The organism is Vibrio sp. V19_P1S1T109, from assembly GCF_002241375.1.
Lineage (GTDB): Bacteria > Pseudomonadota > Gammaproteobacteria > Enterobacterales > Vibrionaceae > Vibrio > Vibrio anguillarum.
On the sequence record NZ_NDIM01000043.1, the window covers coordinates 1 to 13,485 of the forward strand.

15 protein-coding genes are annotated in these 13,485 nt (G+C 46.2%); 10 read left to right on the forward strand and 5 right to left on the reverse strand.

Annotated elements, in window-relative coordinates:
• A partial coding sequence (rpmE, locus tag B9J87_RS02215) for a 50S ribosomal protein L31 (protein ID WP_094149273.1) occupies positions 1-197 on the reverse strand: 197 nt, incomplete at its 3' end.
• Between the two features lie 267 nt (positions 198-464).
• Here rpmE and priA point away from each other — a divergent pair.
• The 7 genes from priA (at position 465) to rraA (ending at position 8,303) form a co-directional block, all read left to right on the forward strand.
• Positions 465-2,666 (forward strand): primosomal protein N', encoded by a 2,202-nt coding sequence (priA, locus tag B9J87_RS02220; protein ID WP_013855848.1) that lies wholly within the window; start codon positions 465-467, stop codon positions 2,664-2,666.
• Positions 2,667-2,958: 292 nt separating this feature from the next.
• Positions 2,959-3,966, forward strand: coding sequence for a DNA-binding transcriptional regulator CytR (gene cytR / locus B9J87_RS02225; protein ID WP_017043195.1), 1,008 nt, complete (start codon positions 2,959-2,961; stop codon positions 3,964-3,966).
• Positions 3,967-4,068: 102 nt separating this feature from the next.
• Positions 4,069-4,611, forward strand: coding sequence for an SPOR domain-containing protein (locus tag B9J87_RS02230; protein ID WP_017043196.1), 543 nt, complete (start codon positions 4,069-4,071; stop codon positions 4,609-4,611).
• Positions 4,612-4,731: 120 nt separating this feature from the next.
• Complete coding sequence (hslV, locus tag B9J87_RS02235) at positions 4,732-5,298, forward strand: ATP-dependent protease subunit HslV (protein WP_094149274.1); 567 nt, start codon at positions 4,732-4,734, stop codon at positions 5,296-5,298.
• A 35-nt stretch (positions 5,299-5,333) separates the two neighbouring features.
• On the forward strand, positions 5,334-6,665 hold the full coding sequence (gene hslU, locus B9J87_RS02240; protein WP_013855851.1) for an HslU--HslV peptidase ATPase subunit: 1,332 nt from the start codon (positions 5,334-5,336) through the stop codon (positions 6,663-6,665).
• Positions 6,666-6,787: 122 nt separating this feature from the next.
• Positions 6,788-7,705 carry a 1,4-dihydroxy-2-naphthoate polyprenyltransferase gene (locus B9J87_RS02245; RefSeq protein ID WP_017043197.1) on the forward strand — a complete coding sequence of 306 codons (918 nt, stop codon included), beginning with the start codon at positions 6,788-6,790 and terminating at the stop codon, positions 7,703-7,705.
• Positions 7,706-7,781: 76 nt separating this feature from the next.
• Entirely contained in the window at positions 7,782-8,303 is a 522-nt protein-coding gene (rraA, locus tag B9J87_RS02250) for a ribonuclease E activity regulator RraA (protein WP_094149275.1), read from the forward strand.
• A 105-nt stretch (positions 8,304-8,408) separates the two neighbouring features.
• On the opposite strand, the gene B9J87_RS02255 is transcribed toward rraA, so the two are convergent.
• Both B9J87_RS02255 and tpiA read right to left on the reverse strand, forming a co-directional pair.
• Complete coding sequence (locus B9J87_RS02255) at positions 8,409-9,746, reverse strand: MATE family efflux transporter (protein ID WP_088729194.1); 1,338 nt, start codon at positions 9,744-9,746, stop codon at positions 8,409-8,411.
• Between the two features lie 147 nt (positions 9,747-9,893).
• Positions 9,894-10,667 (reverse strand): triose-phosphate isomerase, encoded by a 774-nt coding sequence (gene tpiA, locus B9J87_RS02260; protein WP_026027419.1) that lies wholly within the window; start codon positions 10,665-10,667, stop codon positions 9,894-9,896.
• Between the two features lie 290 nt (positions 10,668-10,957).
• Here tpiA and B9J87_RS02265 point away from each other — a divergent pair, with 290 nt between their 5' ends.
• Both B9J87_RS02265 and B9J87_RS02270 read left to right on the forward strand, forming a co-directional pair.
• Positions 10,958-11,305 (forward strand): 5-carboxymethyl-2-hydroxymuconate Delta-isomerase, encoded by a 348-nt coding sequence (locus B9J87_RS02265; RefSeq protein WP_017043199.1) that lies wholly within the window; start codon positions 10,958-10,960, stop codon positions 11,303-11,305.
• Positions 11,306-11,322: 17 nt separating this feature from the next.
• Positions 11,323-11,748, forward strand: coding sequence for a DUF805 domain-containing protein (locus tag B9J87_RS02270; protein WP_176429461.1), 426 nt, complete (start codon positions 11,323-11,325; stop codon positions 11,746-11,748).
• Between the two features lie 76 nt (positions 11,749-11,824).
• Here B9J87_RS02270 and B9J87_RS02275 read toward each other — a convergent pair whose 3' ends face one another.
• Together B9J87_RS02275 and B9J87_RS02280 are read right to left on the reverse strand one after the other, a co-directional pair.
• Entirely contained in the window at positions 11,825-12,163 is a 339-nt protein-coding gene (locus B9J87_RS02275) for a DUF3135 domain-containing protein (RefSeq protein WP_013855858.1), read from the reverse strand.
• A 116-nt stretch (positions 12,164-12,279) separates the two neighbouring features.
• Positions 12,280-12,897: a helix-turn-helix transcriptional regulator gene (locus tag B9J87_RS02280; RefSeq protein WP_017043200.1), complete on the reverse strand. Its 618-nt coding sequence runs from the start codon at positions 12,895-12,897 to the stop codon at positions 12,280-12,282.
• Between the two features lie 252 nt (positions 12,898-13,149).
• Between B9J87_RS02280 and B9J87_RS02285 the strand changes: the two genes are divergently transcribed.
• Complete coding sequence (locus tag B9J87_RS02285; RefSeq protein ID WP_010317634.1) at positions 13,150-13,440, forward strand: co-chaperone GroES; 291 nt, start codon at positions 13,150-13,152, stop codon at positions 13,438-13,440.
• The last annotated feature ends 45 nt before the right edge of the window (positions 13,441-13,485 follow it).

The following is a 13,485-nucleotide window of genomic DNA, read 5'->3' on the forward strand; positions in this document are numbered from 1 at the left end:
CCGAAACGCTTGTTGAAGCGATCTACACGGCCGCCAGTATCAACGATACGTTGCTTACCAGTGTAGAATGGGTGACATTTGTCACACACGTCTAGGTGGATAGAATCTTTGCCTAGCGTTGAGCTGAACTCGAAAGAGTTGCCGCAAGAACAAGTCGCGCTAACTGCTTTGTACTCTGGATGGATACCAGCTTTCATGGGATAACCTCAAATTGGGCCGCGTCGCTATCCGAATCGAAGCCGGACACCACACGTAGTTAATAAAAAATGTTGATACCGCTGACTGCTTAACATCAAGCAAGAAGCCATATCATCAAGGCGCGATATATTAATGAATCCTCTTCAGTGGATCAAGCCATTTCGCCGCTATTTTCGCCACATTTTTGTCCAATGACGAAGCTCGAATTTCGGTGACGCATCCAGTAGACTGTCTTTTCACATTTTTTGTAGAACGAACGGTCGATTATGCGCCCCACCATTGCACGCGTTGCCTTACCTGTCCCATTGGATAAGCAGTTTGATTATCAGATCCCAAGTCATCTGTTTCCGATTGTTGGTGGACGAGTGTCGGTGCCATTTGGTCGGCAAACTCTGGTGGGTATCGTCACCGCTATAGTCAGTGAGTCTGAGTTTTCAGTCGATCAATTAAAGCCGCTAAAAGCGGTGCTCGATAGCCAGCCAGTCTGGCCAGAGAAACTCTATCAATTGCTGTTATGGTGTAGCCAATTTTATCAATACCCATTAGGCGACACGTTATTTAATGCATTGCCTGGCGCATTACGCAAAGGGAAAGCGGCCGATTTTTCGACCTTAGTGGAGTGGCAACTGACGCCCAGTGGGCGCGATCAACTCATGCAAGGATTTGGGCGAGCGGTAAAGCAAGCCAAAGTGATGACGATGCTTGAGTCTGGCGCTGTGCCCCATCAACTGTTTATTGATGAAGAGGTAGGTAGCAGCGTACTCAAAACCTTACAAGAGAAAGGCTGGATAGAATCACTGGAAAAACGGCCGACACTGACGGCTTGGCCGCAAAATGTTGAAGCGGATGTGGAAAAGCCCAAGCTCAACCAAGAACAAGCGATCGCGATTGCTTCAATTAATAGCCATCACCATTTCGCATGCTATTTACTTGAAGGGGTCACCGGTTCAGGGAAAACCGAAGTTTATCTAAACTTAATCAAGCCCGTTTTAGAAAAAGGACGTCAGGCATTGGTACTGGTGCCTGAGATTGGTCTAACACCACAAACCATTAACCGCTTTCGTAAGCGATTTAATGTGCCAGTTGCCGTGGTCCACTCGGGGCTCAATGAAACCGAGCGCCTCAACGCGTGGTTAGCGGCGCGTGATAATATTGCGGGCATTATCATTGGTACTCGCTCAGCGCTGCTAACGCCTTTTGCAGACCTAGGTATCATCATTGTTGATGAAGAGCACGACGCTTCGTATAAACAGCAAGATAGCCTACGCTACCATGCAAGAGATGTTGCGGTAATGCGTGCAAACCTTGAGCAGATCCCGATTGTGCTTGGTTCTGCCACTCCAGCATTAGAAACGTTGCATAATGCATTGAGCGGCAAATATCATCACTTAAGCTTAACTCAGCGTGCGGGCGTAGCGGTTCCCACTAAAAACAAAGTGTTGGATGTGAAAGGCCTGTTTTTAGAGAGTGGGTTATCAGCGCCGCTGATTGCTGAGATGAGAAAACACCTCAGCGCAGGTAACCAAGTGATGCTGTTTCTCAATCGGCGCGGCTTCTCGCCCGCGCTGATGTGCCATGAATGCGGTTGGATTGCCGAGTGCAAACGTTGCGATGCGTACTATACCTTTCACCAATACAGCAGTGACATGCGTTGTCACCATTGTGGCTCGCAACGTCCGGTGGTTCATCAGTGCCAAGGTTGTGGTTCCACTCAGTTGGTCACGGTTGGGGTAGGTACCGAGCAACTTGAAGCGCAACTGGCGCAGCTTTTCCCCGAATATAAAACGGTGCGTATTGATCGCGATAGTACGCGTCGTAAAGGCAGTTTAGAAAGTGCGTTATCATCGATTCGCCAAGGTGAGTATCAGATTTTAATTGGCACGCAGATGCTCGCTAAAGGGCACCATTTCCCCGATGTGACTTTAGTGGCGTTATTGGATGTGGATGGTTCGCTATACAGCAGTGATTTTCGCGCCGCCGAACGCTTGGCGCAGCTATTTACTCAAGTGGCAGGTCGAGCAGGGCGCGCTAGTAAACCCGGCGAAGTGATTTTACAAACGCATCACCCGGAACACAGTTTGCTGCAAGCACTGTTGCAAAAGGATTATCGTCATTTTGCAGAAACCGCGTTAGAAGAGCGGAAAATAGCGATGTTGCCGCCTTACACCTATCTCACACTGTTTAAAGCGGAATCCAATCAAGCTTCGATGGTGGAAGAGTTTTTACGCCAAATTAGGCATACGTTAGAAGCGCATCCGTTATTTGATGATTCGTGCTTAGTCTTAGGGCCAACCCCAGCCCCATTGGCGAAAAGAGCGGGCAAATATCGCTGGCAGTTATTACTGCAAACTCAGCATCGCTCCAAAATGCAAAAACTATTGATGAGTGCTAAGCCTGCGATTGGACTGTTACCATTAGCCAAGAAAATTCGCTGGTCGTTAGATATTGAACCGCAAGATCTCAGTTAAACCTCAGTAGCGTTTTCGATGAAATGAGATGTAACGTATTGAAGCAATCGAGTGCTAAAACGGTTACTGTTATTTTTGTCAGCCTATTTAATCCTCTCTAATGTGAGTGGCTTCACGCTTATTATGTAAAATTTGTTAATCTGACCGTAACTTTCTGGGTGGAAATGAATAGACTATCACTCATATATCCGCTGTGAATAACAGCTCAGCGTTCAAAATGGATAACCGGATTTTATAAACATAACAACGGGTGATTTCAGCCCAGTAACAACTTTTAAAGAGGTTAATTTCTATGGCGACAATGAAGGATGTTGCCCAGCTTGCAGGTGTATCAACCGCCACAGTATCTAGGGCGTTGATGAACCCTGAAAAAGTATCATCTTCAACGCGAAAGCGTGTCGAAGATGCTGTTTTGGAAGCTGGTTACTCACCAAATTCTCTCGCTCGCAACTTACGCCGTAATGAATCTAAAACCATTGTCGCTATCGTGCCTGATATTTGTGACCCTTACTTCACAGAGATCATTCGTGGTATCGAAGATGCGGCGATGGAACATGGTTATTTAGTACTGTTGGGTGATAGTGGTCAGCAGAAAAAGCGAGAAAGTTCGTTAGTTAACCTCGTATTTACTAAGCAGGCCGATGGCATGTTGTTGCTGGGAACTGATTTGCCGTTTGATGTTAGTAAGCCGGAGCAAAAAAACCTGCCACCTATGGTCATGGCATGTGAATTTGCGCCAGAACTTGAGTTGCCGACGGTACATATTGATAACCTCACTTCAGCGTTTGAAGCGGTGAACTATTTGACACAGCTCGGGCACAAACGCATCGCGCAAATATCGGGGCCAGCAGAGGCCACGCTGTGTAAGTTCCGCCATCAAGGTTATCAACAAGCTTTACGCCGCGCAGGAATTACCATGAACCCTAATTATTGCACTTATGGTGATTTTACTTTTGAAGCTGGGGCTAAAGCACTGCGCCAATTATTGGCGTTATCTGAGCCACCCACAGCCATTTTTAGTCATAATGACAGTATGGCTATCGGTGTCATTAAGGAAGCCAAAAAATTGGGTTTGCGCGTTCCACAAGATATTTCAGTGGTGGGATTTGATGATATTCAATTTGCGCTCTACTGCGATCCACCGTTAACGACCATCTCACAGCCGCGCTATGAGATAGGGCGTCAAGCGATGCTCATGATGCTCGATCTTCTTCGCGGTCAAGAGGTTGGCGCAGGTTCTCGACTATTAGAAACCAAGTTAGTGATTCGAGAAAGCGCAGCACCTCCTCGCTTGAGCTAACCACATGCAGCGCACTTTTGATGCGCTGCAACTCTTTCAACACTATTAAGTCGTTGGAAACTGCATTAACATTGGTACAAACCATCAACTTTTGAATTCTCTGTGGCTAATAAAGATTATGTAAGGCGCGGTCGTAGTCCGAAAAAGCCGACCCCGAAAAAAACAACTCCACGTCGTAAACCTTGGCGTAGTGGCTTATTGGCACTGTTGCTCGTTTCCGGTTTTGGTTATGGGCTGTTCTTACTCAGCCGTGATCCTGAGCCGCCTCAAGCGGTTGTGGTTCCTACAAAACCAGTCGCAAAGCCTAAGCCAGAGAAAGTGATCCCACCGCCCCCAGAGGAAAAATGGGATTACGTGGATAGCTTGCCGAAACGTGAAGTAGAAGTGGTAGCCAAAGAACAGAAAGTGTCTGAAATCCCTTACATTATGCAGTGTGGGGCGTACAAAACTTCGGCACAAGCTGAAAGCCGTAAACTTGATATCGCGTTTCAGGGTTTAAAAAGTGAAATCCGAAAAACGGAAGGCAGCAGTTGGTATCGCGTGGTATTAGGGCCATACAAATATAAGCGTGATGCGCAGCGTGACGAGCATAAATTACAACGCGCTAAAATTGAGCCGTGCGCCATTTGGACTGAACCACAATAAGAGCGATCACTCACCGCATCCAATCGATTCGCGGTGAGTGTTTTTTGTGACTTGAAATCTTCCCCAACCATCCTCATATATTTGCTAACTCCATCGTGAAAACAAATAAGAGGTCCTGTCGTGACTACCATCGTCTCTGTACGTCGTAATAATAAAGTTGTCATCGCCGGTGACGGACAAGTATCGCTCGGTAATACCGTAATGAAAGGCAACGCGCGCAAGGTTCGCCGTCTGTACAATAATCAAGTCTTGGCAGGGTTTGCAGGTGGCACAGCCGATGCGTTTACCTTGTTTGAGCGCTTTGAAAGTAAGCTGCAAATGCATCAAGGTCATCTGACTAAGGCCGCGGTTGAGCTGGCAAAAGATTGGCGTAGTGACCGAGCACTGCGTAAGCTAGAAGCGATTTTAGCGGTGGCTGATAAAACTGCATCGCTCATTATTACGGGCAATGGTGACGTCGTTCAACCAGAAAACGACCTGATTGCTATCGGTTCGGGTGGTAATTTTGCCCAAGCTGCGGCGACCGCATTATTAGAAAATACCGATTTAGATGCACGTGAAATCGCTGAAAAAGCACTAAAAATTGCGGGCGACATTTGCGTGTTTACCAACCATTTCCACACTATCGAAGAACTAGAAATACCGGCGGAATTGCTACTGCAACAAACAGTGACCACCGAAAAATAAAGACAGTGTTAGGGTAAAGAATTAAGGAAAATCTGATGTCTGAAATGACTCCACGTGAAATTGTTCACGAATTAAATCGCCATATTATTGGTCAAGATAAAGCCAAACGTTCGGTGGCGATTGCGCTGCGTAACCGCTGGCGTCGCATGCAGCTCGAAGAGAGCTTGCGCGCCGAAGTAACGCCGAAAAACATTTTGATGATTGGTCCAACTGGGGTGGGAAAAACGGAAATTGCTCGTCGTCTCGCCAAGCTTGCCAACGCACCATTTATTAAAGTGGAAGCGACCAAATTTACCGAAGTGGGTTATGTTGGTAAAGAAGTGGAAACCATTATTCGCGATTTAACCGATGTCGCGGTAAAAATGACTCACCAGCAAGCGATGGAAAAAGTGCAATTTCGCGCGCAAGAGCAAGCAGAAGAGCGTATTTTAGATGCTTTATTGCCGCCAGCTCGTGATGCTTGGGGAGAGAATGAAAAGGGCGAAGAGAGCTCGAACACTCGCCAAATCTTCCGTAAAAAGTTGCGTGAAGGAAAGCTCGACGACAAAGAGATTGAAATCAATGTCGCTGTCCCTCAAATGGGGGTTGAAATTATGGCACCTCCAGGCATGGAAGAGATGACCAATCAGCTGCAAGGTTTGTTTCAGAACCTTGCAGGGGATACCAAGAAAAAACGCAAACTCAAAATCAAAGAGGCCTTCAAAGCTTTGACTGAGGAAGAAGCGGCAAAATTGGTCAATCAGGAAGAGCTGAAAGATCAAGCTATTTTTAATGTTGAAAATAACGGCATTGTCTTCATCGATGAGATTGACAAAATCTGTAAACGCGGCGAAAGCTCAGGTCCAGATGTGTCGCGTGAAGGGGTACAACGTGATTTGCTACCTTTGATTGAGGGCAGTACCGTCTCGACTAAGCACGGCATGGTTAAAACTGATCATATCCTCTTTATTACGTCGGGTGCATTCCAAGTGGCGAAGCCCTCTGATTTAATCCCCGAGTTGCAAGGCCGCTTGCCGATTCGCGTCGAACTTGAAGCATTATCGAGCCATGACTTTAAACGTATTTTGACTGAGCCGAAAGCCTCTCTGACCGAGCAGTATATTGCGCTGATGAAGACGGAAGAGGTGCACATTGAATTCACTGAAGATGGCATCACTCAAATTGCGGAAGCCGCGTGGAAAGTGAATGAAACCACGGAAAATATCGGCGCACGTCGCCTGCATACCGTGATGGAGCGTTTGATGGATGAAATCTCATTTGATGCAACAGAAAAACCTGGCTCCTCAATGATTATCGATGCCGCCTATGTCAAGCAGCGCCTAGGTGAGTTAGTCGAGAATGAAGATTTGAGCCGCTTTATTCTTTAGCGGATCGAATGGCCAGTACACTGTTTGTAGCCCGTCCAAAGTGACGGGCTTTTTATTGCCGTGTTATACTCGCCAGCAGAACAGTATATACTGACCCCTTTTTTGAACGGCAGTGACCTTGCATGAAGAATTCGCTCCATATCTGGCTTGATGCGGCCAGGCCTAAAACGCTCCCTCTCGCGCTAGTTTCTATTTTAACGGGCAGCGCGTTAGCTTTCTCATCGGGCCATTTTTCGTTGCCAGTAGCGCTGCTTGCTCTGCTTACCGCAACTTTATTACAAATCTTATCCAACCTTGCAAATGATTATGGTGATGCGGTCAAGGGTACGGATAATGAGGCTCGCTTAGGGCCAATCAGAGCGATTCAATCCGGTGCGGTGACGCTCGATGATATGAAGCAAGCGATGCTGATTAACATCACATTGACGGTTATCTCGGGTTTGGTGTTGATTTTTTATGCACTGGATAGCGTGCAAAGTATTCTGGCTTTTGTCGGGTTGGGCGTGCTCGCCATTGTGGCCGCGATTGCTTACACGGTCGGTAACAAACCCTACGGCTATGTCGGCTTAGGTGATTTATCCGTATTCATTTTCTTTGGTTTACTTGGGGTGTCTGGAACCTATTTCTTGCATACCGGCCATGTGGAACCGAGCCTGTTCTTACCCGCGTTAGGCTGTGGCTTATTGGCGGTCGCTGTGCTCAATGTCAACAATATGCGTGATATTGAAAATGATGCAGTTTGCGGAAAAAAAACCGTTGCCGTACGTCTTGGGCAAACGCGCGCCAAGCAATATCACTTTATGCTATTGGCGGGTGCGGTGATCGCTTTTGCTTGGTATTTAGTGATGCAAAGCAGCCCAACGTGGATAAGTTTGCCCTTTTTGTTGAGCATTGTGGTAGTGGTAAAACACAGTAAAGCGGTGTGGGTGAGTGATCAACCTGCGCAGATAGCACCTATGATGCCCGCTATCGTCAAATGTTCACTGATCACCAACTTGTTGTTTGTTGGAATTGTTATAGCTCAAACTCTGACGAGTTAATTGTCGCTTGTCATTGCAATGACTTAATGACCCTATATACTCGGTGAAGATAATTTTCGGCAAGAGAAGAACCATTATGGAATACAACACCTCTGCGTTATGTGATATTTATCTCGACCAAGTCGATGTGGTGGAGCCAATGTTTAGTAACTTTGGTGGAAGCGCATCCTTTGCTGGCCAGCTTACGACGATTAAATGTTTTGAAGATAATGGCTTAATCCGTGAAGTATTAGAGCAAGATGGGCTAGGACGGGTGCTGTTAATTGATGGTGGTGGTTCACTGCGCCGTGCGCTGATTGATGCAGAATTGGCCGCTCTTGCTGAAGAAAATGAGTGGGAAGGCATCGTTGTTTACGGTTGTGTCCGCGAAGTGGATGAACTCGAAGAGATGAGCATCGGCATTCAAGCGATCGCCTCTATTCCTGTTGGAGCATCCAATCAAGGTATCGGTGAAGTGGATGTGCCTGTCAATTTTGGTGGCGTCACTTTCCTACCTGAAGATTATTTGTACGCTGATAATACGGGTATTATTTTATCTCCTGAGCCTTTAAATGTGGATATGGACTTAGATGATGACCTTGACGAGATTGAAGAGTAGTTTCTCGCGCTGAAAGGCGATGCTTCTAAGTGATAAAGCCAGCATGAATGCTGGCTTTTTTATATTTAGTTCACCACGACGTGCTCAACCAGATAAATGGTAGCATTAGCGAAACAGGTAAGTTCGTTTTAGACGCAGGGCGTAGTAATAACCCAGCAGCCCACCTAAGGTATTGCCTGCGGCAATCCCGATAAACAGCCCTTCGACATCATAGAGATACGAACCTAACCACGCGGCAGGAAGAGTGAATACAAATAGCCGCATCACGCTCCACTGAAAGGCGCGCATGGGTTGATGCAATGCATTCAATCCAGAGACAAGCATCATCACAATGCCTTGAAAGCCATAGCTCAGTGGCACCACCAGCAAATAGTGCCACAATAGATCGCGCACCGAGGGCTCTTGAGAAAATAGGGCTGACAAAGGGATGCTCAGCGGTACCATCATCGCAAAAATCATCAATTGAAATACGATAGAAAAACGCATGCTTAGGAACAGGCCAGCAAAGCTACGCTCAATATTTTTTGCGCCGATGTTTTGTGCCATAAAGGGAGTCAGTGCTGAGGTTAGTGACATCAAGACCAAAATGAGTATCGACTCAATACGCTGCGCGGCGCCGTAAGCGGCTACTGCAGCCGTGCCATGACTGGCCAGCATCATCATTAATAGCGCGCCAGAGAGTGGATTCATTGCATTGGAGAGTGCCGCTGGTGTGCCCACTTTTAAGATCTGCTGCCAATCATGCCATAAAGTAGGGAAATACGGCCATGCCAATAATTTTTCTCTTTTGATTAAGACATATAGCGATCCGCACAGTGCGCCTAACCAACTGAATGCACTGGCAATAGCAGCACCTTGGATTCCTAATTCAGGGAAAGGGCCATAACCAAAAATCAGCAGCGGATCGAGCAGACCGTTAATACAACCTGCGAGCATCATAATTTTAGCCGGTGTTTTGGTGTCACCCGTGGCTCGAATTGCGCTGTTACCAGCCATAGGAATAACGAGCAAAGGAATGGTCAAATACCAAACCTGCATGTATTGCTCAATCAAAGGGATTAAATCGTCAGTGGCACCAAGCAGTAGGAAGAGTGGCTTAATGGTCAGTAAACCCAGAATTGAAGCAAATGTCACCAGCACCACAGCCAGTAACACGCCGTGACTGGAAAAACGCGCTGCATTTTTAGCGTCACCTTGACCGAGTAAGCGGCCAATACTCGTCGAAAGTCCAATACCAATTCCCATGGTGATGCAGTTAACCGCAAAGGTGACGGGAAAGGTAAAACTGATGGCGGCAAGAGATTCGGTGCCCAGCAGTGAGATAAAAAAGGTGTCGACCAAGTTAAACATCAAAATCGCGATCAAACCAAAAATCATTGGGATCGTCATTTGACTGAGCACATTTGGAATTGGGGCGGTTAATAGGCCGTGTTTATCGTGCATTACTGGCAACGTAGGTTAAGCAAAACGTTAGGATACTTGATTCTGGCGATCGCGACTATAGCTGCTGGGATGGGAAGTGTGACGCGAGTGAAGAAACAAAAAAGGCCAGCAAATGCTGACCTTCTTAACGATAATTAGTGTGAATGATTACGCTTTTTTCGCTTCAGCTGCTGCTTTTGCGATAGCTGCAAAGCTTTTCGCATCAAGTGCTGCGCCGCCAACTAGAGCACCATCAATGTCTGGTTGTGCGAAGTAAGCTGCTGCATTTTCAGGTTTTACAGAACCGCCGTATTGGATAACGACATTCTTCGCGACTGCTTCTGATTTTGCAGCAATGTGCGCGCGAATGGCAGCGTGAATACGTTGAGCATCATCTGCTGTTGCTGCTTTACCTGTGCCGATCGCCCAGATTGGTTCGTAAGCGATGATCGCACCTTCTAGCGCTTCAACACCTTGAGTGTTGATCACAGCGTCAAGTTGACGTGCACATACGGCTACTGTTTCGCCAGCTTCGTTTTGTGCTTCAGATTCACCGATACAAAGTACTGGTGTTAGGCCATTTTCTTTTAGGAATGCAAATTTTTGCGCCACAAATTCATCGGATTCGTTGTGGTATTCACGACGCTCAGAGTGACCAATGATGATGTGTGTTGCACCGAATTCTTTCAGCATTGCTGGAGACATATCGCCAGTGAATGCGCCACTGTTGTGTACGTCGCTGTTTTGGGCACCCAGAATGATCGCGCTACCCGCATCGGTCAGAGTGCGCTCTGCTAGGTCAATAAAAAGTGCTGGTGGAGCAACGGCTACGTCAACACCCGTTACGCCTTCAAGCTCTGCATTCAGACCATTTAGCAGCTCAACAACCATCTCTTTGCTGCCGTTTAGTTTCCAGTTACCCATAACTACAGGATGACGCATAGGAATATCTCCATTATCTATCAAAGTTAAAATGAATGAATGTCAAAAATAAACGTGATTGCGAAAGAATATAACAGATAAAATCGGTCAGATCATGATTCGAGTCATGACTTTATGGGATCTTAGGCAATGTGTGACACCCCTTATCAGTGATCAGATAGACAGAATAGTCGATAATGGCTCGGATTTTACGAGATTAATTGCTTAGTGGCTGTTAAAAGAAAAGCTAGTGATACCAATAAGGCTCACTAGTGTTGAAATTTGATCATGAATGAAGAAAAGGAATTCGTATGCCCAACCTTGTTATGGAATACTCGAACTCTGTGGATGAACGTGTGAATGTTCAAGGGTTATTGGAAGATCTTCACCAAGTCGCACTTCGTTGCGGATTATTTGACGCTGACTCAGTGAAATCACGGGCGCTACGCTGCCACCATTGGTGCATTGGTGAGGAGGGCGACAGTGTTGATTTTATTCACCTCAGCTTTGATTTACTGTCAGGGCGAACACCTGAACAAAAAAGAGAGTTGTCACGTCAATTAATGGCGGTATTGCAACAGCAAGCTAGTCAAGTCAGGAGTCTGACCGTGAATGTGCGTGATATGGATAAAGATTGCTTCCAAAAGGTTGTAAATTAACCATTTTAGGTAACAAGATGTCGATTAAAGAACTGCTATTTTCATTTCAAGGACGCATCGGGCGCAAAGTATTTTGGATGTGGAATCTCTGTTATTACGCGTCCATTATGGGCTTCGCACTCGCTGCAAACCAAATATTTCCTGCCTATACGCACCTGATCTTGCCGCTGTTTTTGCTAGTGGTGTTACTGCCTGATTTGGCCATCACGGTAAAACGTTGGCATGACAGAGATAAGTCTGCTTGGTGGTTATTGCTTAATGTCCCTTTGGTGATAGGCCGTATGAGTATGCCTTTTGCCAGTGCCGAGATTGCCACTCAAGCTAGTATGACAGAGTCATTGGTATCGCTGGTCGCACTGGTTTGTGGCTCATGGATTTTCGTCGAATGTGGTTTTATGAAGGGAACGCAAAGCCGCAACTGCTACGGACCTGAACCAGAGTAAACTTGATAGAAAAAAATTGATGAAACAACAGGAGGCCAATGCCTCCTGTTGTTTTAAAAAGCTTCAAATAGCGAGGTTAACGCCAGTCGCTGTGGCGCGGCACAAATGGAATGATGGTCGCGCTCGGTTGAGTGCGCGCCGATTCGCCATCTAAGGCATTTCTAAATTTCATCATCTGTTCGCCGAGCTCACGCATCAGCATAACATTAGCATGGACAGGGTTTTTGCATTGGCTCACCACCAAGTCAATGTGACTTTGCTGAGCCCATAACCTGTCTTGCATGTTGTTGGAAGAGGAGAGGATCATCTCTTCACAGATATCTTTTTTCAGTTGCGTAAAGGCATCTGGATTATGTTTGGCAAGTTCAACCAACTCATCAAAAGAAGGTAAGGCCTGTTTTTGAGGGGGCTCCATATCTTTCTCCTTTACACTATTTCTCTGTTGATTATTTTATCAACACAATGAAAGCATAACCGATCAATGAGGTAGGAGTTGGAACGAAATCGCCATTTCTTACTAATGAGACGATCTTAGCGTGGTGTGATTTGATAACGGCAGCGACGCTCACCCATAATGATGTGTTCGCTCCGCTCAACTACATATTGCTCACCGATCAACGTTTGGAAAATATTAAGTTCAGATTGGCACAGATTAGGGCAGCGTGCCGCAGCTTTACAGATAGGGCAATGGTTCTCAATTAAAGTGTAACCGTTCGTTGATGGTATGAGCTCTGCCATATAGCCTTCTTGCTCACGAAGCGTCACTAGCTTAGCTAGTTTTTCTTCTAAACTGTGGCAATCAATTAATGCTTGTTGATACTGTGCTAATGTGTGAGCTTCACGCTCTGCCGCCACTTTGGCTAGTCCTTCTTTACCAAAAAGGTGCTCAACAGCATCAATCACTTGGATGATTAACTCGCCATGCCGATCAGCAAATTGGTCGTGGCCTTGTTGTGTCAAAGACCAGTGTCGAGTAGGGCGTCCGACTTTTACTTTGACATCATGAAACGCCACAATGCCATCATCTTCCAAACTTTGTAGGTGCTGGCGAGCCCCCATGGTGGTAATACCTAGGTCGTCGGCCAGTCGTTTAGCGGTTACCGCTCCATCGCGTTTGATGGTTTGAAGTATTCGGTCAATGGTTTTCATCGCATTCCTCTGTTTGCCTTATCTATTATGAAGAAGCAGCTTAATAAAGCAAATTATTGACTATACAGGATGAGCCGCTAGTAACTTTTGTCAGCACAGAACCAAGATTCGCTATCAATTCGTTAAATAGATCACAAAATTTTCGCTTTCCCCCCTTGGGATCCCTTGCTTGCTCCCCCACATATCACTCACGAGCTGAGTAATCAGCCTTTTCATAAACCTAACGGAAAATCTAATCAGGAGAGACGACCGATGAACATTCGTCCATTACACGACCGAGTTATCGTTGAACGCCAAGAAGTTGAATCTAAATCTGCTGGTGGCATTGTTCTAACAGGTTCCGCTGCAGAGAAATCGACTCGCGGCGTCATCTTAGCAGTAGGCAAAGGCCGAATCCTTGAAAATGGTTCGGTACAACCGCTGGATGTCAAAGTAGGTGATACGGTTATTTTTGCAGAAAGCTACGGTACTAAAACGGAAAAGATCGACGGTAAAGAAGTGCTCATTATGTCTGAAAACGACATCATGGCGATTGTCGAGTAAGCATTGAGTAATTTTTGCTCTGATTCAAAAACGATTGATTAAAAC